Below are 25,431 nucleotides of genomic sequence, written 5' to 3' on the forward strand. Positions count from 1 at the left end.
AAAGTAAAAAAATGAAAAAGGAATATTTTAAAAGATTGTTGTTTTTACAGCTCTTCTTTTTGTTTTTGAGCTGTCAGATATTGGCGCAAAACAAATCAAAAACAGAGAATTGGGTAGGAACCTGGGCAACCGCACAAATGTTGGTAGAACCCAATAATATGCCGCCCGCTCCTGGACTTTCAGAAAATACGCTTCGACAAATCATCAGGGTTTCTATTGGAGGAAAACGCATGAGATTACGTTTTTCTAATATCTTCAGCGATCAGCCAACGGTTTTAAAATCCGTTAGTGTGGCCAATGTTGTCAATGCACCAATCGTTGATGCTAAGACCCAAAAGGAACTCCATTTTAACGGAAAAATCGACATTACAATCAATCCGGAACAGGACGTTTTTTCAGATGCATTTGATTTTGAATTACAGCCCGGACAGCTTTTAGCGATTACCATCCATTACGGAAATTCATCGCAAAAAACCTCAGGACATCCCGGTTCACGAACCACTTCATACATTCTGGAAGGAAATCAAATTCAAAACACAGCTTTTGATGGCGCTATAAAAACAGATCACTGGTATTCGATTATGGGATTGGATGTTGTGGCGGATAAAAATGCTTCGAATATCGTTTGTTTGGGAAATTCCATTACAGACGGCCGAGGCTCCGGAACCAACAAACAAAATCGCTGGACAGATATTTTATCGGCACGATTATCTGCCAATAAAAAAACAGAAAAAATAGGCGTTTTGAATTTAGGAATTGGAGGGAATTGTGTAGTAAAGGGCGGATTAGGTCCAACGGCCCTGAATCGTTTTGACAGAGATGTACTATCTCAAAAAGGCACAAAATGGCTCGTAATTCTAGAAGGCATCAACGACATAGGCGGGATTAAAAATCCGGAAGATGCCCCCCTGAAAGCGCAGGAACTTATTGACGCTTATAAAGTAATGATTACCAAAGCGCATGCAAAAGGAATTAAAGTCTACGGCTGTACCATTTTGCCATTTGCGAAATCATTTTATGATGCGCCACACAAACAAGAAGCCCGCGATATTGTAAATGCCTGGATAAGAAACAGCAAAGCGTTTGATGCCGTTATTGATTTTGACAAAGCCATGGTTGCAGAAGAAGGTTCAAAAACAATTTCAGCCAACCTGCACGACGGCGATTTTTTGCATCCAAACGAAGCAGGTTATGTTAAGATGGGAGAAACAATAGACCTCAATTTATTTAAATAATTGCCTTTTCTTTCAAAAGCTTACCAATTTCAATCCCGGATTTAAATGATTTTTTGATAATAAAAAAATACAGCTAAAAATGAAATCAATACTTAGGTTTTTCGCATTTACGGTTCTTTTTTCAATAGCACAAAAAGGGTATTCTCAAGATCCTAATTTTCATGTTTATCTGAGTTTTGGTCAGTCGAATATGGAAGGATATGCCAAAATAGAACCGCAGGATAAAGGGGGAGTTGATGATCGGTTTCAGGTTTTACAGGCAGTTAATTGCCCTGATCTTAAACGGGAAAAAGGAAATTGGTATACCGCCATTCCTCCATTGTGCCGTTGCAATACAGGATTAACACCAGTGGATTATTTTGGAAGAAACTTAGTAGCCAATTTGCCTAAAAATATAAAAGTGGGCGTGATCAATGTAGCCGTTGGAGGCTGTAAAATTGAACTTTTTGATAAAGATAAAACAGCAGAATATGTAGCAGCAGCACCAGAATGGATGAAAGGCATTCTAAAAGAATACGACGGAAATCCGTATGCAAGACTGGTAGAACTGGCAAAAATAGCACAGAAAAAAGGCGTTATTAAAGGCATTTTACTGCATCAGGGAGAATCGAATACGGGCGATACACTTTGGCCGAAAAAAGTAAAAATCGTTTATGATAATTTGATAAAAGATTTAAATCTGGATCCAAAAAAAGTGCCTTTGCTTTCGGGTGAAACCGTAAACGAAGACCAGAATGGTAAATGTGGCAGCATGAATAAAATTATTGCGACATTGCCCAAAACGATTCCCAATTCGTATGTTATTTCATCTAAAGGATGCAAGGCAGAACCTGATTTTTTACATTTTAATGCCGCAGGTTACAGAGACTTAGGAAGACGTTATGCCGATAAAATGCTTTCGTTACTGGGATATAAATTCTCTGACGGAAAATCGCCTTTTATCGTTCAGGCTCCTCTTGGTTTCGACGTGTTGAATACCAGTATTCCTGCAGGAAAAATTGAAGCGATTACTTACGAATCTAAAACGGTTGGATCTACAAGAAAAGTAAGCGTTTATACGCCACCGGGATTTAATAAAAAGAAAAAATATCCGGTTTTGTATCTTCTACACGGAATAGGCGGTGATGAAAAAGAATGGCTAAACGGAGGAAATCCGCAAATTATACTAGACAATCTTTTTGCAGAAGGAAAAATTGAACCCATGATTTTAGTCATGCCAAACGGCAGGGCAATGAAAGACGACAGCGCAACCGGAAATATAATGGCGCCAGATAAAGTACAGGCATTTGCTACATTCGAAAAAGATTTATTAAACGACCTGATTCCGTTTATCGAAAAAAAATACCCGGTTCTCAAAGACAGAGAGCACCGTGCAATAGCCGGATTATCAATGGGGGGCGGACAATCTTTAAATTTCGGATTAGGGAATTTAGATAAATTTGCCTGGGTGGGTGCTTTTTCAGCCGCTCCCAATACCAAGGCTCCTGCAGAATTACTTCCGAATCCGGAAACAGCAAAAAAGAAATTAAAACTACTCTGGATTTCCTGCGGAGATAACGACTGTCTTATCGAAAACAGCAAACGAACGCACGATTATTTAGAAAAAAATGATGTGCCGCACATCTATTATATCGAGCCGGGAGTGCACGATTTTAAAGTCTGGAAAAACGGATTGTATATGTTTTCGCAGTTTTTATTTAAACCTGTCGACCAATCGACTTTTGCGTCTTATACCCTTTTAGGAAATCCGGCGCAAACCAATATTCGTAATGCAAAATACCCTCAAATATTGCCGGATAACAAAGTACTTTTTAAAGTCAATGCTCCCGAAGCTTCAAAAGTACAAATCGATTTGGGCAAAAAATACGATATGACAAGAGATTCAGACGGATTTTGGACCGCCACTACAGATGAGGTCAGCAAAGGCTTTAATTATTATTCGCTGCTTATAGATGGCGTTGCCGTTGCAGATCCGTCAAGTCAGACATTTTACGGAATGGGGCGCATGGCGAGCGGTATTGAGATTCCGAATAAAGAAGGCGATTTTTATGCCTTAAAAGACGTTGCGCATGGTGATATCAGAATCAAGAAATACTTTTCAAAAGCCACCAATTCATGGCGAGAAATGTATGTGTATACACCGCCGGGTTACGAAAATGCTACAGAAAACTATCCGGTTTTATATCTTTTGCATGGCGGAGGCGAAGACCAAACAGGCTGGGCAACTCAGGGAAAAGCAAACTTAATTTTAGACAATTTAATTGCCGAAAATAAAGCAAAACCCATGATCATCGCTATGCTCGACGGCAATATGGGAAACACAGGAGGCGTGGCAGGTTTTAACGAAAATGCACTAAAAGCTTTTGAAAATGAATTGAAAACAGGAGCGATACCTTTTGTAGAAAGCAATTTTAAAGTAGCCAAAGACGCAAAAAACAGAGCCTTGGCCGGATTATCAATGGGTGGCTTACAAACACTTTATGCGGGCGTTAAAAATTCTGACTTGTTTTCTTATATCGGTGTTTTCAGTTCGGGCTGGTGGGCGAATAATACCACTTTGTCAGAGCCGCAATACGAGTTTATGAAAAACAATGCCTCCACAATCAATTCAAATATCAAAGAATTTTGGATTTCGATGGGCGGCAAAGAAGATATCGCTTATGAAAATTGCAAAATTATGCTGAAAAAGTTCGACCAGCTCGGCATCAAATATAAATACAGCGAATACCCTGGCGGACATACCTGGCCGGTCTGGAGGCACGATTTATTGATGTTTGCGCCATTATTGTTTCAGCAGAAATAAAGATTTTAAAATAGTAATTGAATTGTAATAATAAAGTTCATGAATACATTTTCAAAATATATCCTCACATTTCTTATCGTTTTTAGTTCTGCTATTTTAAAAGCGCAGTCGTTTATTGCAACTCAAAAAGGCGATAATGTTATTACAATGAAAGAGAAATCTTCACAGCTATCCTTTCTTGTTAGTAACGGGACAGATGCCGGGGTTTTGCGTGCTATTACAAATTTGCAAACTGATTTTGAAAAAGTGACGGGAGAAAAACCAGCAATCTTAAATCAGAAACCAAACTCATCTTCAACGCTGATTATTATCGGAACAATCGGAACCAATTCGGTTATTGATGATTTAGTTAAAGCAAATAAGATCGACGGAAAACAGCTCAAAGGCAAAAATGAAAAATTTACGATCCAAAACATAAAAAATCCATTTAGCGGCGTAGCAGAGGCCATTGTAATTGCCGGAAGTGACAAACGCGGAACGATTTACGGTATTTACGAAGTATCCAAACAAATTGGTGTTTCGCCCTGGTATTACTGGGCTGATGTGCCGGTGGAGAAAAAAGAAAATCTGTATTTTGTAAAAGGAACATACACTGATGGAGAACCTGCCGTAAAATACAGAGGGATTTTTATCAATGACGAAGCCCCGGCGTTAAGCGGCTGGTCGAAAGCTACATTTGGCGGATTTAACAGCAAATTCTACGAAAAAGTTTTTGAATTACTGCTTCGGCTAAAAGCCAATTACATCTGGCCGGCCATGTGGGGTAATGCTTTTTATGATGACGATCAAGCAAGCGGACCTCTCGCCAACGAAATGGGAATTATCATCGGAACATCGCATCACGAACCAATGGCTTTGGCACAAACCGACTGGCACCGCTATATTAAAAAAAACAATCTCCCGAATGTTTGGGATTACGCCAAAAATAAAACCGTTCTCGATGAATTCTGGAAAGGCGGATTAGAACGCAGCAAAAACTGGGAAAAACTCGTAACCGTAGGAATGCGTGGCGACGGCGACGAAGCCATGAGTGAAGGAACGAACATTGCATTACTGGAAAATATCGTAAAAGAACAGCGTAAAATTATTGCTGACGTGACCCAAAAAAAGCCTGAAAATACACCTCAGGTTTGGGCTTTGTATAAAGAAGTTCAGGATTATTACGATCAGGGAATGCGTGTTCCCGATGATGTTATTTTGCTTTTCTGCGATGACAACTGGGGAAATGTGCGCAAACTTCCAGACATAACAAAACCTTTGCATAAAGGCGGTTACGGCATGTATTATCATTTTGATTATGTGGGAGGCCCAAGAAATTCAAAATGGATCAATATTAGTCCGATACAAAGAGTTTGGGAACAAATGAATCTGAGTTACGAACATGGCGTTGATAAAGTCTGGATTGTAAATGTTGGAGACCTTAAACCAATGGAATTTCCGATCAGTTTCTTTTTAGATATGGCGTGGAATCCTAAAAAGTTTAATTCGCAGAATCTTTTTGAATTTACAGAAAAATGGGCGGCAGATCAATTCGGAACAAAACACGCCAAAGAAATCGCAAGATTGTTAAATACCTATCCAAAATTTAATAGACGCGTCACTCCCGAAATGCTTGACAGCAAAACCTACAGTCTGGAAAATTACAATGAATTTAAAACGGTTGTCAATGACTATAAAAATCTAGCACTTGATGCGTACCGAATTTACAATGAGATTCCAAAAGAATATCAGGATGCTTATTTTCAGTTGGTTTTGTATCCAATAGATGCCTGCAGCAACCTTTATGAAATGTATTTTGCACAAGCCAATAACAAAAAACTGGCAGCAGAAAAAAACATTTTAGCCAACGCTTTTGCAGATCAGGTGAAAATTAATTTTGAAAGAGATTCTGTTCTTCAAAACAAATACAACAATGAGATTTCAGGAGGAAAATGGACGCATATTATGGACCAGATGCGAATTGGATATAAGGCCTGGCACGATACTCCGAAAAATATTTTGCCTGAAGTGATTTACGTCGCTGAAAAAGATGAGGTTAGAAGAAAAGTATTCGCAGAAAAAGACGGTTATGTTTCCATAGAAGCAGAACATTTTTCTAAACTAAATAATTCGAACACAATTCACTGGGAGGTGATTCCTGATTTTGGAAAAACAAAAAGCGGAATTACGACATTTCCACAAAATAAATATCCCGCGCAAAACGACAATATTTTTGTCGAGTATGAAATTGATTTTACTTCAACAGGAGAATTTAATGTAGAATTACTTTTAGCGCCAACGCTTAATTTTAACAGCAACAAAGGTCTTCGTTATGAAGTTTCTTTTGATGAAGCAAAATCGCAAACCGTAAATTTTAACGGACATTACCGTGGTGAATTAGGAAAATGGCAGGCAGAACACTTGATTCATTCGAACACGAAACATACCATTTCGAAACCCGGAAAACATGTTTTACGTTTTCGTGTTTTAGATCCCGGAATTGTGCTGGAGAAAATCGTCATTAATACCGGAGGATTAAAACCGTCTTATCTTGGTCCGCCTGAAAGTGAGACAATTGCAGAGTAAAATGGAATAATCTTGCACTTTTTTTATAGCATTTGAAAATCATACCACACCAAATATTTATGAAAATATATTTAATTACCATATTATTATTTTTCGGATTTGCATTATCTGCACAGCAGACAGATGATTTAAAGCTTTGGTATAAAAGTGGTGCAGGAACAGTTTGGGAAAATGCTCTTCCACTGGGCAATGGCTTTCAGGCCGCTATGGTGTACGGAAATGTAGAGAAAGAGATTTTTCAATTGAATGAAGCGACGGTCTGGAGCGGAAGCCCAAACCGAAATGACAATCCGGATGCAAAAGGCGCTTTGAATGAAATAAGAAAGCTTCTGTTTGAAAAGGAATATAAAAAAGCCGAAAAACTCATAAACGAAAATATCATTACTAAAAAATCGCACGGGCAAATGTTTCAGCCGGTGGGAAATTTAGAATTGAGTTTTTTAAATCAGCAGGATTTTAAGGATTATTACCGCGAACTCGATATTGAAAAAGCCGTTGCAAAAACCACTTATAAAATAAACGGAATTACCTATACCAGAGAAGCATTTACTTCTTTTACGGATCGCGTTTTGGTAATTAAACTTTCGGCCGATAAGCCAGGAAAAGTTTCCTTTTCAGCGGCTTTTACTTCAGAACATAAAAAACAGGAAATAACCGTTAACGGCAATAATGAAATTTTACTTTCCGGCACGACAAGCGATCACGAAGGAGTAGAAGGAAAGGTGAAATTTAATGCCATTGCAAAATTTAAAATTCAGGGAGGAAATTTAAAATCAAACGGTAATTCGATACAAATTGACGGCGCAGATTCTGTTTTGATCTATGTTTCGATCGCCACCAATTTTATCAATTATAACGATATTAGTGGTAATGAAACCAAACTCGCAAAATCTTTTCTGAACAAGGCTTTTGATAAGAATTATGATAAAATGAAGGATGCACACATCGCTTTTTATCAAAAATATTTTAAAAGAGTGCAGCTTGATTTGGGAAATACCGAAGCCTCAAAATTACCAACAGACGAAAGACTGGCGAATTTCAGAAAAGTTTCAGATCCTTCTTTTGTGGCTTTGTATTATCAATACGGCCGTTATTTATTGATTTCTTCATCGCAGCCCGGCGGGCAGGCGGCAAATCTTCAGGGTATTTGGAATAAGAGTATGACACCGGTGTGGGATAGCAAATACACCATCAACATTAATACCGAGATGAATTATTGGCCGGCTGAGAAAACAAATCTGTCAGAAATGCACGAGCCGCTTTTAAAAATGATTCAGGAACTCGGCCAAACCGGCAAAGAAACTGCCAAAGTAATGTACGGTGCCCGCGGTTGGATGGCGCATCACAATACAGACATTTGGAGAATTAATGGAGCCGTTGACGGCGCTACGTGGGGAGTATGGAACGCAGGCGGCGGATGGCTGAGTCAGCACTTATGGGAACATTATTTGTATACGGGTGACAAAAAATATCTGGAATCTGTCTATGAAAATCTAAAAGGCGCTGCCGATTTTTATGCTGATTTTTTAGTAAAAGATCCCACAAACGGCTGGTTGGTCGTAGCACCCGGAAATTCACCTGAAAATGCTCCGGCCGCACATCAGGGTTCAGCAGTAACTGCGGGCTCTACAATGGACAATCAAATTGTGTTTGATGTTTTTACTTCTGTTATAAAAGCATCAGAAGTTTTAGGGAAAAACAAACAATACGCCGACAGTTTAAAAGTATTAAGAAATAGCCTGCCACCGATGCAAATTGGCCAATACAATCAGCTGCAGGAATGGTTGGACGATGTCGACGATCCCAAAGACAATCACCGTCATATATCACATTTATACGGTTTGTATCCTTCTAATCAGATTTCTGCCTACAAAACACCGGAACTTTTTGCAGCCGCAAAGAATACGTTGCTTCAAAGAGGTGATATTTCTACAGGCTGGAGCATGGGCTGGAAGGTAAACTGGTGGGCAAAAATGCAGGACGGCAACCACGCTTACAGCCTGATTCAGAATCAACTCACGCCACTGGGCGTAAACAAAGAAGGAGGAGGAACTTATAAAAATCTTTTTGATGCACATCCGCCTTTTCAAATTGATGGTAATTTTGGATGTACCTCTGGAATCACCGAAATGTTGATGCAAAGTTCAGACGATGCGATTCATTTGCTTCTTGCTTTGCCGGATGCCTTAAAAGAATATGGCGAAATTTCAGGATTAAAAGCACATGGAGGTTTTGAGATTAAGGAGCTGAAATGGAAAAACGGAAAATTAATTGCCGTAAGTATTAAGTCTAATCTTGGCGGAAATTTGAGGCTGAGAACTCCAAATGAAATGAAAACGAAAGACAATAAAAATATAAAAATAGCGTCGGGGATTAATCCAAATGTTTTTTACCAAACGGTGGAGGTCAAAAAGCCGGTTATTGCAGAAAAAGCAACTATAAAACCTTTGGATATTGCCCCAACATATCTGTATGATATAAAAACTGAAAAAGGCAAAAGCTACAGTTTCTTAATTAAATAATAGTATGAAAAATCTTTGTATAAAATATAAAATCTTCTGTTGTCTGCTGGGATTGTTGATTACATCTTCCGCGACAGCGCAAATGCAATTGTTTGATTTAAAAGAAGTAAGATTAAAAGAAGGGCCGTTTAAAAATGCTCAGGATGTTGATCTCAAATATATTTTAGAACTCAATCCAGATCGACTTTTGGCGCCGTATCTCATTGCTTCGGGAATACCCGTAAAAGCAGAACGTTACGGCAATTGGGAAAGCATAGGACTTGACGGGCACATTGCCGGACATTATCTTTCGGCATTGGCGATGATGTATGCTTCTACCGGAAATACGGAAGTAAAAAACCGACTGGATTATATGATTTTGGAATTGGAAAAATGCCAGCAAAAAAACGGGAACGGTTATGTGGGCGGAATTCCGCAGGGAAAAGTTTTTTGGGACCGAATTCACAACGGAGACATCGACGGAAGCAATTTTGGTTTGAACAATACCTGGGTGCCGCTGTACAATATTCACAAGCTTTTTGCCGGTTTAACCGATACCTATCATTACACCGGAAATGAAAAAGCAAAAGAAGTTTTAGTAAAAGTGGGCGACTGGTTTATCGAATTAATTCGTCCGCTTTCTGAGGAGCAGATTCAAAATATTTTAAAAACAGAACACGGCGGCATAAACGAATCTTTTGCTGATTTATATATCATAACCAAAGACAAAAAATACCTCGAAACAGCGGAGAAAGTTTCGCATTTAGCCATCTTAAATCCGCTGGAAAAAAGAGAAGATAAATTAACAGGATTGCATGCCAACACCCAAATTCCAAAAGTAATTGGTTTCGAAAAAATCGGCAGACTTTCAGGAAATAAAGAAATGACAGATGCCGCGCAGTTTTTCTGGGAAAATGTAACTCAAAAACGCAGCGTAGCTTTTGGCGGAAACAGTTTTGCAGAGCATTTTAATCCAACAGAAGATTTTAGCGGCATGTTAAAATCAAACCAAGGGCCTGAAACGTGTAATTCGTATAATATGGAGCGTTTGAGCAAAGCCTTATTTCTGGACAAAAATCAGGTCAGTTACCTTGATTTTTACGAGCGCACGCTTTACAATCACATTCTTTCGAGCCAGCATCCTGAAAAAGGCGGTTTTGTTTATTTTACTCCCATAAGACCGAATCATTATCGCGTCTATTCCCAACCCGAAACAAGCATGTGGTGTTGTGTGGGTTCAGGATTGGAAAATCATTCTAAATACGGAGAATTAATTTACAGCCATTCTGATAATGATGTTTTTGTAAATCTTTTTATTCCGTCGACTTTAGACTGGAAAGAAAAGGATATTTACATCGAACAAAGCACCAAATTTCCGTATCAAAACAGCACAGATCTTGTTTTAAAATTAAAGAAAACCACAACTTTCTCTATGAATATCCGTTGTCCGGAATGGGCAGAAAATTTTGAAATTTCAATTAATGGGCAACTTCAGAAAATAGAACCAAAGCCATCCAGTTATGTTGTTCTCAACAGAAAATGGAAATCCGGAGATCAAATTTCGGTTACATTCAAAACTTCCACACATTTAGAAAATTTGCCGGACGGTTCTAACTGGAGCGCTTTTTTAAACGGACCTATTGTGTTGGCAGCCAAAACATCCAACAAAGATTTAGACGGATTATTTGCCGATGACAGCCGAATGGGACATGTAGCATCCGGTAAATATTATCCGTTAGATCAGGCCTATGCCATGATTGGCGATAAAGCGGCTTATATCGCAAAACTGAAAGATTTAGGAAACCTGCGTTTTCGTTTGGACTCATTAGAATTACAGCCTTTTTTTGAAATTCATGATGCACGTTATCAAATGTATTTTCAAAATTATACCAAAGAACAGTATCAGGAAAAACATGCTTTGTTGAAACAGCAGGAAATAGAAGCATTGGCTTTGGAAGCTAAAACCATTGATAAAATTAATTGCGGCGAACAGCAGTCAGAAGTCGATCATCGATATAAAGGCGAAAAAAGTGATTCGGGTTACGACGATACAAAAGCGTGGAGAAGCACCAAATCGTATATTTCGTATCAGTTATTGAATAAAAACAAGTCCGGAAAATATCTGGATATCATTTGTACAGACGATTCTAAAACCGATAAAATCACCATTCTCATTAACGAAAAACCGGCTTCGATTGTTGCTGCAGCAAATAAAACCATTCGATTAAATGTTGAAAATATCGAAGTCGTAAACATTACCATAAAATCTAACGACGGAAGCAATAGTCCGAAGTTTCATCAATTCAGAATTTTAAAGGAGTAGAAAGATGATGCCACATAAAATAAAAATCAGAAGTGCTTTTTTTAGTCTTTTCCTGCTTTGGAATTGGTGTAGTTACGCCCAAAATAAGGCGCAGAATCCAATTATTTTAGCGGATGTTCCTGATATGTCAATCATTCGTGTAAAAGATATGTATTACATGAGCAGCACGACCATGCACATGAATCCCGGCGTTCCTATCATGAAATCTGATGATTTAGTGAATTGGAAAATAATCAATTACGCCTATCAAACCTTAGAAAATGATAATGACAAATTAAATCTGGATAACGGCAAAAACGATTACGGCAGAGGTTCGTGGGCGAGCAGTCTCAATTATCATAATGGAATGTATTATGTCAGCACGTTCTCTGGAACGACGGGCAAAACCTATATTTTTTCTACAAAAGACATTGAAAAAGGCCCGTGGAAACGAACTGTTTTGAATACTTCTTATCACGATCATTCTATTTTTTTTGATGATGATGGGAAAGTGTATATGGTTTGGGGAGCAGGAAAATTGCAGATTGTAGAAATAAATTCAGACTTATCAGCTCTAAAAGAAGAAACAAAAAAAGTCCTGATAGAAAATGCCAGCGCACCTGCAGGAAACAATATTATGCTGCAATCTGAAGGTTCACAGCTTTTTAAAATCAAAGGAAAATATTATTTGTTTAATATCGTCTGGCCAAAAGACGGAATGCGAACCGTAATTATACACCGAGCGGATAAAATTTCGGGCCCTTGGGAAGGAAAAGTAGGTTTGCAGGATTTAGGAGTGGCGCAGGGCGGACTTATTGATACGCCTGACGGAAAATGCTTTTCATACTTATTCAGGGATTTTGGCGGTGTTGGGCGAATTCCGTATTTCGTTCCGGTTCGATGGGAAAACGGCTGGCCAATTTTAGGCGAAAACAATAAAGTACCGGAATATCTCGATTTACCGGCAAATAAAAGTTTAATTCCCGGAATTGTAAACTCCGATGATTTTACCAGAAAAAAGAACGATCCCGATTTGCCATTAGTCTGGCAATGGAATCATAATCCAGATCATGCACTTTGGTCGGTAAAAGAAAGAAAAGGTTTTTTAAGACTCAAAACCGGAAGAATCGACAGCAGTTTTGTTCAGGCAAAAAATACGTTAACGCAAAGAACTTTTGGGCCTCAAAGCTCAGGAACTATTCTGGTTGAGGTTTCTAAAATGAAAGACGGCGACTTTGCAGGACTTTCTTTATTGCAAAAAGAGTACGGATTAATTGGCGTAAAAGCCGAAAAAGATTCAAAAAAAATTGTAATGATGGCAACGGTTAAAGATCTTCCGACTGAAATAGAAAGTATTCTGTTATCGCAGGATAAAATTTATTTCAGGGCAGAATGCAACTTTAAAGACAAAACAGATGAAGGACAATTTTTTTACAGTTTAGACGGTAAAAAATGGATTAGCATTGGCAAAATAATAAAACTGCCTTATACACTTCCGCATTTTATGGGCTATCGATTTGGTCTGTTCAACTATGCTACAAAAAATGTGGGAGGCTATGTCGATTTTGATTATTTCCACATTAGCGATCAAATTTCAAAAAATTAAGAGTCGGTTTAGCGGCGCAAAATATTCATCACATAATTCAGAAATCATGAAAATTAGTTCTCTGTTTATCATAAGTTTAGTGGCTGTTTTTAGTGCAAACGCACAGCAATACCGTTTTAAGGATGCGTCTTTGAACTCGACAGAACGCGCCAAAGATTTAATTTCGAGACTGACTCTTGAAGAAAAAGCGGCGTTAATGTGCGACCAAAGCGATCCGATACCAAGACTCGGCATTAAAAAATTCAATTGGTGGAGCGAAGCCCTGCACGGTTATGCAAATAACGATAACGTAACTGTTTTTCCGGAACCAATAGGCATGGCGGCGTCATTTGACGATCAGTTGGTGTATCATGTTTTTGATGCGGTTTCGGATGAAGCCCGTGCCAAATACAACCAATGGATTCAGGGTGGCAATGAAAACAAACGCTTTTTGAGTTTATCGGTTTGGACACCAAACGTCAATATTTTCAGGGATCCGCGTTGGGGACGTGGGCAGGAAACGTATGGCGAAGATCCGTATTTAACTTCCCGAATGGGAATCTCCGTTGTGAAAGGATTACAAGGTCCGGCAGATGCGAAATACCGCAAACTTCTGGCTTGTGCCAAACATTTTGCCGTGCACTCCGGTCCGGAATGGAGCCGACATGAACTGAACCTCAATAATATAAATCCGCGTGAATTATACGAAACCTATTTGCCAGCCTTTAAAGCATTGGTACAAGATGCCGATGTGCGTCAGGTGATGTGCGCGTATCAGCGATTGGATGATGAACCTTGCTGCAGCAATACACGTTTATTGCAGCGTATTTTGCGTGACGAATGGGGTTTTAAATACCTGGTAGTTTCAGATTGCGGTGCCGTAACCGATTTTTATACGACGCATAAAGTTTCATCAGACGCCACGCATGCGGCCTCAAAAGCGGTTTTAGCAGGAACAGATGTAGAATGCGTTTGGGAAAAATATCCGTTTAAAAATTTACCCGAAGCCGTCGAGAAAGATTTAATTAAAGAATCCGATATTGACAAAAGTTTGCTTCGTGTTTTAACGGGCCGTTTTGATTTGGGCGAAATGGATGATGATGCCATTGTGCCGTGGGCGCAAATTCCGGCTTCTGTATTAAACAGTAAAAAACACCAGCAGTTAGCGCTCGAAATGGCGCAAAAATCGATGACGCTTTTGCAGAATAAAAACAACATTTTACCTTTAAATAAAAATATAAACAAAGTGGCTGTTATTGGTCCAAATGCCGATAATGAACCGATGTTGTGGGGAAATTACAACGGAACTCCGGTAAAAACCATCACGATTAAAAGCGGTATAGAATCAAAAGTTGCCGAAAATAAAATCGTGTATGACAAAGCCTGCGATTTAGTCGAAGACAAAGTCAACCAGAGTTATTTTGACCAGCTTTCGTTTGAAGGCAAAAAAGGAATGAAAGCCACTTATTGGAACAATCCAAACCGGGAAGGCAACAGCGTTATAGCGCAGCAGATTGTAAACCCGATCAAAATGACGACTGCAGGTCAGCATGAATTTGCATCGGGCGTGAAATTAGAAGGCTTTTCGGCAAAATACGAAACCGAATTTGTGGCTAAAGAAAATGACAGTCTTGTTTTTAAAACTGGCGCTACCGGCGCTTTTGAATTATTGGTGAATGATAAATCTTTAGTAAAATATACCAACTGGCGCACGCTTCCTGGTAAAATAAAATTTGCAGTCGAAGCAGGAAAAAAATACAAAATCGAAATTTTGTATGCACAATCCAACAACTGGCAGGCGAATCTTGAATTTGATTTCGGAAAAGAACATGATATCAATTTTGCCGCTTTACTTCAAAAATTAAAAGGCATTGATACGGTAATTTTCGTAGGCGGACTTTCGACCTTATTAGAAGGTGAAGAAATGCCGGTTTCTTATCCCGGTTTTAAAGGCGGTGACAGAACCAATATCGAGCTTCCTGCTGTTCAGAGAAAATGTTTGCAGGAACTTAAAGCTGCCGGTAAAAAAGTAATTTTTGTAAACTGTTCCGGTTCTGCCATTGCACTGGCTCCTGAAACTGCAAGCTGCGATGCCATTTTACAAGCGTGGTATCCGGGAGAATCGGGTGGTCAGGCTGTAGCCGATGTTCTTTTTGGAGATTATAATCCTGCCGGAAAACTGCCGGTTTCCTTTTATAAAAATTCAGACATTTTAGGCGATTTTGAAGATTATTCGATGAAAGGACGTACATATAGATACACCACAAATGTTTTGTTTCCGTTTGGTTTTGGCCTAAGCTATTCTAAATTCCAAATAGGTAAAGCCAATCTGAGTAAGGCCAACATCAAAACAACTGAAAATACGCAATTGAATTTTTCGATAAAAAATACGAGTAAAAGAGAAGGAACAGAAATTGTTCAGGTCTATGTTCGAAAAGTAAACGATACCGACGGCCCTTTAAAAACCTTAAAAGCTTTTAAAAGAATCAATTTAAAATCAGGCGAAAGCCAAAATGTAACAATCGATTTACCAGCTTCTTCATTTGAATTTTATGATGCCAAAACTATCGGAATGAAGGTGACTTCTGGCGAATATGAAGTGTTTTACGGAACAAGTTCTGATGCTAAAGATTTGAAAATGACTAAAGTTTCCATTCAGTAAAGAAGAATTTAGTTAGAAAAAACAAACCAACTAATCAAAGTGATATGAGTTTTAAATATATAATATGTTTCTGTCTGTTCAGTTTTTTAAATGTAAATGCACAGTCAGTCGTAAAAAGTCCCGATGGTAAATTGAATGTCGCGGTTTCAATCGCAAACGGAAGGCCGGTTTACAGCATTTCATACAATCAAAAAACGTTTTTAGAAAATTCTCCTTTGGGTTTAAAAACAAACGTGGGCGATTTTACAACGGGATTAGATTTACAACCGAATCCAATTCAGAATAAAATAAATGAAAAATACGAGCTTCCTAATATTAAGCAGCGTGAGGTACATTATGAAGCTAACGAAGTTGTATTTTCTTTTACAAAAGAAAACAAATCGGCGATTGATGTCATTTTCAGGGTCAGCAATAATAATGTGGCTTTTCAATACAAAATACATCCGCAAAAAGAGCTTATTTCTGGTGTGGTCGAAGAAGAAGCTTCCGGATTTATGCTGCCTCAGGGAACCACAACATTTCTTTGTCCGCAAAGCAAACCTATGACCGGATTTGCGAGAAGTGCGCCTAGTTACGAAACAACATACACGTTAGACGCTGAAATGGGCAAAAACGGAATTGGTGAAGGTTATACTTTTCCGTGTCTTTTTAAAGTAAATAAAAATGGCTGGATTTTAATTTCTGAGACCGGAGTTGATGGAAATTATTGTGGCAGCAGATTAATAGGTCGCGAAAAAGGGTTGTGCACGATTGGTTTTCCGATGGCGGGAGAAAATAACGGGAACGGAACTACAGCGCCGGGCATGGCACTTCCAGGCGAAACGCCTTGGCGAACGATTACAGTTGGCGAAACGCTGAATCCAATAGTAGAAACCACGATTCCGTTTGATTTGGTGAAACCAAAATATAAAGCCTCAAAAGAATATCAATATACAAAAGGCACGTGGAGCTGGATTATCAAAATGGACAATAACACGACTTTTCCGGTACAAAAACAATACATCGATTTTAGTAATGCTTTGGGTTATGAAACTATTTTGGTTGATGCGCTTTGGGACACTCAAATTGGAAAAGATAAAATCGTGGAACTTGCCGAATATGGAAAGTCTAAAAACGTGGGTTTGTATTTATGGTACAACTCCAATGGTTATTGGAACGATGCACCACAAGGACCACGGGGAAAAATGGACAATGCAGCAATTCGTCGCGCAGAAATGGCGTGGATGAAAAGTATTGGCGTAAAAGGAATTAAAGTCGATTTTTTTGGCGGAGACAAACAAGTCACGATGAAATTGTACGAAGATATCCTGACAGATGCGAATGATTTTGGTTTAATGGTTATTTTTCACGGCTGCACCTTGCCACGAGGCTGGGAGCGTATGTATCCTAATTACGCCGCAAGCGAAGCGGTTTTAGCGAGTGAGAATCTGCATTTTGGACAGGCAAGCTGTGACAACGAAGCTACCAATGCCGCCACACATACGTTTATTAGAAATACCGTTGGCAGTATGGATTTTGGCGGAAGCGCGCTGAATGAATTTTATAACAGTGATAATATTCCCAATAAAGGTTCAAAACGCAAAACATCAGATGTGTTTGCTTTGGCTACAGCCGTACTTTTCCAGAGCGGGGTGCAGCATTTTGCCTTGGCACCCAACAATTTAACTGATGCACCGGACTGGGCAATCGATTTTATGAAAGCAGTTCCTACCACTTGGGATGAGGTTCGTTTTCTGGACGGATATCCTGGGAAGTACGCTGTATTGGCCCGTCGAAAAGGCGATAAATGGTATGTAGCCGGAGTAAACGCTCAAAAAGAAACCCTTTCATTAAAATTAAAATTGCCTATGATCGCGTCAGGAACAGCCTTAAAATATTATGCCGATGATGAAAAGCTAAATGGAAAAGTACAAAACATCAGGCATAAAAATAATCAGGAGGTTGAAATTAAAATTCCCAGCAATGGCGGCGTATTGTTGCTGAATTAATCACAAAACAATGTATATAATTGAAAAACAAACAATTGGTTTTCGATTAAATAGTATATATTTAATTTAAATTTACTAATCATTTTATAATGTCTAAAGGAAATTGTTTCTTCATTGTCATTTTATGTTTTATAGTCAATACGCTGTTTTCTCAAAATACATTTGAAAACTATCAGTTTCGATTAGTAGATAAGGAGAACTCAAAAAGCGGCATTTATACCATTGCACAAGATCGGTTTGGATTTATGTGGATGGGAACAAACGGCGCAGGATTATACAAATATGATGGTATTAATTATGAAACTTACGAGCAAAACTCCAAGGTTAGTAATTCTATTAATAGCAATTTAATTTATGTTGCCTACGTTGATACAAGCAACCGGTTGTGGATTGGGACTGATGAAGGATTGTGTATTTACAATCGAAATTTAAATACTTTCGAAAATATAAACATTAAAAAAAACAAGAATAAAGAAACCGTAATTTCTGTTAAAAGTATTATAGAAGACCGTAAAGGAAATCTTTTTCTCGGAACTTTCAATTATGGTTTGCTCAAACTCAATACGCAAACAAGAGCCATAACGGAGATAAAATCAGATATTCCAAACACGTCAAATTATCTGATCAATTCTTTGGTAAAAGATAAAAACGGAACGATTTATTTAGGGACAAGTTTGGGTTTGAAAGTACTGGATCCTCTAAAAAATGAGGTTAAAAAAGCAGCTATTGACAGCAACAAAGCGCTGGGTTCCTTAAATATAGTTTCGATGTTTGTGGACAGCAATCAAAATTTGTGGATTGGAAATGGATATAAAGGACTGGTAAAAGTCGATTTAAACTCGAAAGTCAAACAAGGTATTTTGTATCCTGTTACCCAAAAGAGAATCATGTCAATACTGGCCACAGATCCCAAAACAATTTTGTGTGCCACAGAAAATGACGGCTTAATTGTGGTTAATGATCAGGGAGTTGTTCAAAAAAAATACGTGAACAACAAATTCAATATGCGAAGTTTAGGGTCAAACTCCGTTTGGTCTTTATTTCAGGATAAGGAAAAAAGAATTTGGCTGGGATACTACAACAAAGGCCTGGGTATTTTTGATAAAATAAACAGCAAGGTAAACATGATCGAAAGTTTACCCGGCAATCCGCAATCCTTACAAACCAGTTGTGTTACCGGTATTGCCAAAGATCAGGAAGGCCAGCTTTGGATTTCTATGGAAGGCGGAGGAGTAGATGTGTACAATCCGTCGACTAAGAGCTTTAAGCACATTAACAAGTTCGACAATTCATATTATTCCGGTTTGACCGATGGCAATATTACTAAGGTATTTATTGATAAAAAACAAAATGTTTGGCTGGCCAGCTGGAACGAAGGCATTTTTTTGCTGAAAAAAGGGAGCAGAAACTTCGTTAATTACAACACCAAAAACACGCCCAATTTGGCCTCCGCTAATATAATGAGTATTACCGAAGATTCGAGAGGCGTAATCTGGATTGGTACTTTTGGCAAAGGACTTCATTATTATACACCTTCAGACGGTCAGATTCATCATTGTAATTCGCTGCCGTTTTCTAAAGCCGGAGTGAGCAATTTAGACATCAGGAAAGTATTGGCAGATTCAGATGATGCTATTTGGGTAGGCTCCACAACAGGTTTGTATAAGGTTAGGACAAAAGATTTTGTAAATTTTTCGGTAGTTTCTTTTCGGGATAAAATGTCGGCAAAGCTTAAAAATCATAAAAGCACGCATACCATCAATTCGCTGTACGAAGGCAAAAACAAAGAAATCTGGATTGGTACAGATGGCGCGGGATTGTTTAGCTACAATAAAAAGAAAGATCTTTTAAAATGGTATATCAATTTTAGAGGATTAAATGAAAAATCAATTTCGTCTATTGTAGAATCAAACGATGGGAATATCTGGCTGAGCGGAAAAAAAGGAATTACGAGAATAGATTTAAAAAACCAAACCACGGTAAATTATTCGATATACGATGGTTTACTGGGAAATGATTTTAACAACAATGCCGTTTTAAAAGATGAAAACGGAATGCTTTATTTTGGAAGTTATGAAGGCTTAAACTACTTTAATCCCGCAAGTTTAGTAAAAAGTAAAAAACAGCTTCCTATTTATTTTACAGATCTTAAGCTTTTTAATAAAACAGCAAAACCACTCGAAAAAAACTCACCTTTAATAAAAGTCATATCCCAGACCAAAAAGATTATCCTTAAGCATGATCAGTCGGTATTTACGATTGATTTTATTGCGGTCAATTATTCTTTTCCGGCCAGAAACCAATATGCTTATTATCTCGAAGGTTTTGATGATTCATGGAATTATGTGGGCAATAAACGCTCTGCAACGTATACCAATTTAGCACCCGGCAATTATGTATTTAAAGTAAAAGCAGCCGAAAAAAACGGAGTTTGGAGTCAAACACCATTAGAACTCAAAATCGAAATTTTGCCGCCCTGGTGGAAAACTTCTTTTGCCTACTTATTTTATTCATTGTTGCTATTGGCCGCAATTCATTTTGGAAATCAATACTATCAAAATCGTTTCAAACAAAAACAAATGATAGAATTTGAAAAAACAAAAGCCATTCAAATTGAAAAATTAAACAACAAAAAACTACAATTCTTTACCAATATATCGCATGAGTTTAGAACACCTTTGACCTTGATTTTGAATCCACTGGCCGATATAATCAGGAATTACAGCGCAGAATTGCCGGAAGGAGTTTTACATAAACTACAGACGATTCAAAAAAGTTCAGACCGGCTTTCGAGATTAATCAATGAGTTAATGGACTTTAATAAACTGCAGTTTAACAAAATGACGCTGCAATTACAGCAAATAGAAGTGGTTGGTTTTACCAGAGAAATTGTGAGTTATTTTGATGAAGAAGCTTTCAGTCGTGGTATAAACCTGCAATTTGAATCGAATAAAACCGCTTTGAAAGACTGGATAGATCCAAAAATGTTTGAGAAAATTATATTCAATGTCATTTCAAATGCTTTTAAAGTGACGCCGGATAACGGAAAAATTTTGGTCAAAATAAACGTCAACGAGGAGTTATTGCGTTTCCCTTTAATAAATGACTCCAAAGATTATCCTTCTTTTGAAGTTACGGTTGAAGATACAGGCGCCGGACTGGACAAAAAAGATATTAAGAGAATTTTTGACCGTTTTTATCAGGTCAATAATTTAAATAAAGCTTATTATGGAAGCACGGGAATTGGTCTGGAGGTGGTTCGCGGATTTGTAGAATTGCACAAAGGGATAATTGAAGTGCAAAGCGAATTGGGAGTGGGTACAACTTTTAAATTGGTTTTTCCTGTTGGAAAAGAGTTTTTTAATGAAAATGAAATCCTGTTTGAAGAATTTAAAAAAGAAAAGAAAATAAGTTTCACGCCAATTGTTGAAAAATCAGAAACGGAAATAACAGAAGAGACTGAAAAACTAGATCGAACTTATACGATTCTAATTGTGGAAGACAATGTAGAACTTCGGAATTATTTAAAAAACGAACTCAAAAAAGAGTATAAAGTGCTCGTGGCTGAGAATGGTAAAGTGGGTCTGGAATTGGCTCAGCAAAAATTGCCCGATTTGATTTTAACAGATGTCATTATGCCGGTTATGAGTGGTCTGGAATTGTGTAAAAACATCAAATCAGATTTAAAAACAAGTCATATTCCGCTCATGATGCTGTCTGCAAAAGCATTGGTAAAAGACCGGTTAGAAGGAATTGATTCTGGTGCAGATATGTATTTGAGCAAGCCTTTTGATATGGATATTTTAAGATCCAGTTTGGTACAGCTGATTAACAGCAGGCAAATTATGTTTAATAAATTCTATAACGGAATTACACCAAAAGCCAAAGAAAAAACAACGACTCTGGACAATGAATTCATAAAAAACATCCTGAACTATATTAATGAAAATATTAGTGAGACGGAATTAAGTGTGGAAGATTTGGCTTCTAAAGTATTTTTGAGCCGCAGCCAATTGTACAGAAAAGTTAAAACGTTAACAGGAGTTTCTGTAAACGAATTTATTCGAAATGTTCGTTTAGAAAAAGCTACAGAATTAATAGAATTGGGTAATGATAATATAACCGAAATTAGTTATAAAGTTGGTTTTAGCTCTCCTTCTTATTTTACAAAATGCTACAAAGAAAAATACGGGTATTTGCCCACCCATCTTAACAAAAAATAACTTTTTGGAACAGCAAATTTAAAGACGGTGTATACCGTCTTTTTTGTTTTCATATGAGATGTAATTGTCATAAAAACAAAAGACTATAACAGACTTTTAATTATTCGTAATTATTAAATACTCATAAATCTCATATTATTTTATTTATACAAAAAAAATATAACTCTGTTTTTTAGAATAAAATATTTTCCTTTTTACTATCAAATAAGTTCAAAACAACGAATTCACTGGTTTTTTTAACTCTTATGCTACAAAATTGATAGTTTTTGCATCATTTTTAGTATGTGAAATTTATGTTAACGGCATATTTTTGATATAACCAACACTCTCAATAATAAATAATTACTAACAATTTTAAACAATTCAAGTATGACATGAAAACCAGTTTATTGTATTGTGGTCACATTTTTTTTATCAGAATTTTAAGTAATAAAAATGAATGGTTTCGATAAAATATAAATTTTGAAACACATCAATAATCAAATTATTACAATACACTACACTAAACAACAACTTTTAACCAAACAATTATTTAAACTAAACAAAAAACCAATTAATATGATGTTAAAATTAAAGTTTGCAATAATCGCATTGCTAATGATAAGCTATCAGAATGTGATGGCACAATCAAAGACCATACAGGGTGTGGTTACCGATCCCTCAGGAATTCCTTTGCCAGGTGCCAGCATTAATGTAGTAGGTTCAAAAAATAGCGCATCGACAGATTTTGATGGTAAATACTCTTTAAGAGGAGTTAATCCTACAGATAAAATAACATACTCTTATGTTGGTCTAACTACGCAAACGGTTGTGGTAGGCAATCGTGATGTGATTGATGTTAAATTAGCAGAATCTGCACAAACCTTACAAGAAGTTGTAGTGGCTTACGGTACCCAAAAAAGAACAAAAGTTACCGGGGCAATTTCTACAGTAAGTGCAAAAGACATCACAGCAGTGCCTATTACAAATGCTGAATCAGCTTTGCAGGGTAGAGCGGCAGGTGTGACTGTTGTAAATGGATCACCAGGTTCCAATCCGGTAGTGAGTATTCGTGGTTTGGCCACAATGAATAATAGTAATCCTTTATATGTAGTTGATGGTGTTTTGGTAGGTAATTTATCAGGACTAAATCCAAGTGATATTGAGTCTATGTCTGTTTTAAAAGATGCCTCAACAACAGCTTTATATGGCTCAAGGGCTTTTAATGGTGTAATTATGGTTACTACCAAAAAAGGAAGAAAAGGCCCGGGGCAATTAAATTTCAGTACTTATGCAGGTTACCAAACTGTTTCAAAAAGATATGACGTTTTAAATACACAGCAATATCTTCAGTATGCTAAAGATCTGGGAAGTGATTTAACAGCAAGAGCAGCTGAATTTGGTAATATCAATACCAATTGGCAGGACCAGATTTTTCAGGACGGTTTGATGCAGGATTATAATCTAAGCTTCTCAAACGGGACAGAAAATTCTACAAGCCGTTATTCTGCAGGATATTTAAAGCAGGAAGGAACTCTTATTGGAACAGGTTACGAACGTTATTCTTTCAGAGCAAACAATACACAAAACATAGGAAGACTAAGCGTAGGAAGTAATATCGGAGTATCTTTTAGCAAAACCAATCCGGAGCGTGCCTCAGGGGGTAGAACCTTATTGGAGCATGCAATCAAAATGGCTCCTTATTTTCCTGTTTATAATGCAAACAATAAGGGTGGATACCAAGGTCCAACCTCTGCACTTGACGGACAGGATGCAGAAAACCCAGTGCGTGTAGCAAATTTAGGATATCAAAAAATTAATGGAGTATCTATTATAGGAAACATTTTTGCTGAATTAGAAATCTATAAAGGCTTAAAATACAGATCACAGGTTTCCTTAGATTATTTTACAACAAAAGATCATACTTTTATTCCTAGTTATTCTGACGGTGTGGCTCATACGCAGGCATTTGCCTCTATTGCAGAAACAAATTCTCAGGGTCAGACTATTGTTTTTGACAACAGTTTATCCTACAAAACGACTATTGCAGAGAAGCATAATATTGAAGTATTGGGAGTTATAACCAAAATTGAGAATAAATTCCAAAATTTAGTAGCAGGAAGCCGTAACACCCTTACAGACGAACTTGACCAGTTGAGTCTTGTAACTCCAAACTTGAGATCTACTAATACTGAAACTAATAACTTAGGTTATATTGCCCGTATTAATTATGACTATAATGATAAATACATTTTAGCTCTTTCTGGCCGTAGAGATGGATCTTCCCGTTTTGGACCTAATAACCGTTTTGGTAATTTTTATTCTGTTGCTTTAGGATGGAATATTGCAAAAGAAAGCTTTATGAACGATTCTGTTTTTAGCACACTGAAACTTAGAGCGAGTATTGGTACAACAGGTAATGATGCATTAGACAATTATCAATATAGTCCTACTTTAACGGATAATTATACGTACCCAATTAATGGAGGCGCAGCAATAGGTATTACTCCGGGTGGTGTTCCTAATCCAGATTTAAAATGGGAGTCTAAAAAAGACAGAAACATAGGTTTGGATTTTGGATTATTTGAAGAAGCATTCACCGGTTCTATCGAGTATTTTAACAATAAAAGCAGCGATATTCTTTTCCGTGTGCCACTTGCAGCCTCTATAGGTGCACCTGGTGGAACACAATTTCAAAATATTGCCGACGTAAAAGTAAGCGGTTTTGAATTAACGCTGGGCTACAATGACAGAAAAGGCGATTTTACCTGGTCTGCCACAGCTAATCTTGGTACCAGTAAAAATGAAGTAACAGGTCTGGCACCAACAGTAACAAGTGTTTTGGGCGGGCCATCAGGGAGAGCTGGTTTAGAGAGCTTCTCCAGGCTAGAAGTAGGGCAGCCATTATTCTACTTTTGGGGGTATGAAACCAACGGAATTTATCAGAACCAGGCAGAAGTAGATGCAGTTTTGGCTCCGGGTCAGACAACTTTTAAACCCGGTGATATCAGATTTGTGGATCGCAATGGTGATAAAATCATCAGTTCAGAAGATAAGACAAATATCGGGAATCCATATCCTGATTTTACATACGGTTTGAATCTTACAGCAGGATATAAAAAATTCGATTTTAACTGTTTCATAACAGGAGTTGCCGGAAACGATATTTTTAACGCTAATAAATTTGATTTGGAAGCTATGCCACGTTTGTTTAACGCAAGCACATCAGTTCTGGACCGATCAATTGTTGTAAACGGAGTTGTGACAAACCCTTCGGCTACATTGCCAAGAGCAGATGGGGCAACACAAAATTATGGTAATGCCAGTCAGCGTTATGTTGAAGATGGTTCGTTTACCAGATTGAAGAATGTTACTATCGGGTATACTTTTTCTGAAGATTCATTCGCGAAGTATTTTCAACGTTTAAGATTTTATGTAAGTGGCCAAAATCTAATCACTATTACAGATTATTCAGGTTTAGATCCTGAGGTTTCACGTATTGATACTAATGGAAATTCTGCCGGAGTTGATATCGGAAGATACCCACAGCCAAAATCAGTAATTTTTGGACTTGAAGTTACATTTTAA

The 25,431-nt window shown here is 37.6% G+C and carries 10 protein-coding genes; all 10 read left to right on the forward strand.

Annotated features, from left to right (window positions below):
• The first annotated feature begins 11 nt into the window (after positions 1-11).
• The 10 genes from JOD96_RS19685 to JOD96_RS19730 all read left to right on the forward strand — a co-directional run bounded on the left by JOD96_RS19685 (position 12) and on the right by JOD96_RS19730 (position 25,431).
• Entirely contained in the window at positions 12-1,235 is a 1,224-nt protein-coding gene (locus JOD96_RS19685; protein ID WP_209565920.1) for an SGNH/GDSL hydrolase family protein, read from the forward strand.
• Between the two features lie 79 nt (positions 1,236-1,314).
• A complete protein-coding gene (locus JOD96_RS19690; RefSeq protein WP_209565921.1) occupies positions 1,315-4,038 on the forward strand; it encodes an alpha/beta hydrolase-fold protein in 2,724 nt (907 codons plus the stop codon).
• Positions 4,039-4,077: 39 nt separating this feature from the next.
• Positions 4,078-6,603 carry a glycosyl hydrolase 115 family protein gene (locus JOD96_RS19695; protein WP_209565922.1) on the forward strand — a complete coding sequence of 842 codons (2,526 nt, stop codon included), beginning with the start codon at positions 4,078-4,080 and terminating at the stop codon, positions 6,601-6,603.
• Between the two features lie 59 nt (positions 6,604-6,662).
• The gene (locus JOD96_RS19700; protein WP_209565923.1) at positions 6,663-9,125 is read left to right on the forward strand and encodes a glycosyl hydrolase family 95 catalytic domain-containing protein; all 2,463 of its coding nucleotides are present in this window, start codon (positions 6,663-6,665) and stop codon (positions 9,123-9,125) included.
• A 4-nt stretch (positions 9,126-9,129) separates the two neighbouring features.
• Positions 9,130-11,427 (forward strand): glycoside hydrolase family 127 protein, encoded by a 2,298-nt coding sequence (locus JOD96_RS19705; protein WP_209565924.1) that lies wholly within the window; start codon positions 9,130-9,132, stop codon positions 11,425-11,427.
• Positions 11,428-11,431: 4 nt separating this feature from the next.
• Positions 11,432-13,012 carry a glycoside hydrolase 43 family protein gene (locus JOD96_RS19710; RefSeq protein WP_245188456.1) on the forward strand — a complete coding sequence of 527 codons (1,581 nt, stop codon included), beginning with the start codon at positions 11,432-11,434 and terminating at the stop codon, positions 13,010-13,012.
• Positions 13,013-13,058: 46 nt separating this feature from the next.
• The gene (gene xyl3A / locus JOD96_RS19715; RefSeq protein WP_209565925.1) at positions 13,059-15,653 is read left to right on the forward strand and encodes a xylan 1,4-beta-xylosidase; all 2,595 of its coding nucleotides are present in this window, start codon (positions 13,059-13,061) and stop codon (positions 15,651-15,653) included.
• Between the two features lie 44 nt (positions 15,654-15,697).
• The gene (locus tag JOD96_RS19720) at positions 15,698-17,641 is read left to right on the forward strand and encodes a glycoside hydrolase family 97 protein (RefSeq protein ID WP_209565926.1); all 1,944 of its coding nucleotides are present in this window, start codon (positions 15,698-15,700) and stop codon (positions 17,639-17,641) included.
• An 89-nt stretch (positions 17,642-17,730) separates the two neighbouring features.
• Positions 17,731-21,864 carry a hybrid sensor histidine kinase/response regulator transcription factor gene (locus JOD96_RS19725; protein WP_209565927.1) on the forward strand — a complete coding sequence of 1,378 codons (4,134 nt, stop codon included), beginning with the start codon at positions 17,731-17,733 and terminating at the stop codon, positions 21,862-21,864.
• A 558-nt stretch (positions 21,865-22,422) separates the two neighbouring features.
• Positions 22,423-25,431 carry a SusC/RagA family TonB-linked outer membrane protein gene (locus JOD96_RS19730; protein ID WP_209565928.1) on the forward strand — a complete coding sequence of 1,003 codons (3,009 nt, stop codon included), beginning with the start codon at positions 22,423-22,425 and terminating at the stop codon, positions 25,429-25,431.

It is taken from the genome of Flavobacterium sp. 1355 (assembly GCF_017833415.1).
Classification (GTDB): domain Bacteria; phylum Bacteroidota; class Bacteroidia; order Flavobacteriales; family Flavobacteriaceae; genus Flavobacterium.

What these genes read in the sequence shown, in the direction of transcription:
- xyl3A (WP_209565925.1), top strand. Translation starts at nt 13,059, where the DNA reads ATGAAAATTAGTTCTCTGTTTATCATAAGTTTAGTGGCTGTTTTTAGT.
- JOD96_RS19730 (WP_209565928.1), top strand. Translation starts at nt 22,423, where the DNA reads ATGATGTTAAAATTAAAGTTTGCAATAATCGCATTGCTAATGATAAGC.
- JOD96_RS19710 (WP_245188456.1), top strand. Translation starts at nt 11,432, where the DNA reads ATGATGCCACATAAAATAAAAATCAGAAGTGCTTTTTTTAGTCTTTTC.
- JOD96_RS19685 (WP_209565920.1), top strand. Translation starts at nt 12, where the DNA reads ATGAAAAAGGAATATTTTAAAAGATTGTTGTTTTTACAGCTCTTCTTT.
- JOD96_RS19725 (WP_209565927.1), top strand. Translation starts at nt 17,731, where the DNA reads ATGTCTAAAGGAAATTGTTTCTTCATTGTCATTTTATGTTTTATAGTC.
- JOD96_RS19695 (WP_209565922.1), top strand. Translation starts at nt 4,078, where the DNA reads ATGAATACATTTTCAAAATATATCCTCACATTTCTTATCGTTTTTAGT.
- JOD96_RS19720 (WP_209565926.1), top strand. Translation starts at nt 15,698, where the DNA reads ATGAGTTTTAAATATATAATATGTTTCTGTCTGTTCAGTTTTTTAAAT.
- JOD96_RS19690 (WP_209565921.1), top strand. Translation starts at nt 1,315, where the DNA reads ATGAAATCAATACTTAGGTTTTTCGCATTTACGGTTCTTTTTTCAATA.
- JOD96_RS19705 (WP_209565924.1), top strand. Translation starts at nt 9,130, where the DNA reads ATGAAAAATCTTTGTATAAAATATAAAATCTTCTGTTGTCTGCTGGGA.
- JOD96_RS19700 (WP_209565923.1), top strand. Translation starts at nt 6,663, where the DNA reads ATGAAAATATATTTAATTACCATATTATTATTTTTCGGATTTGCATTA.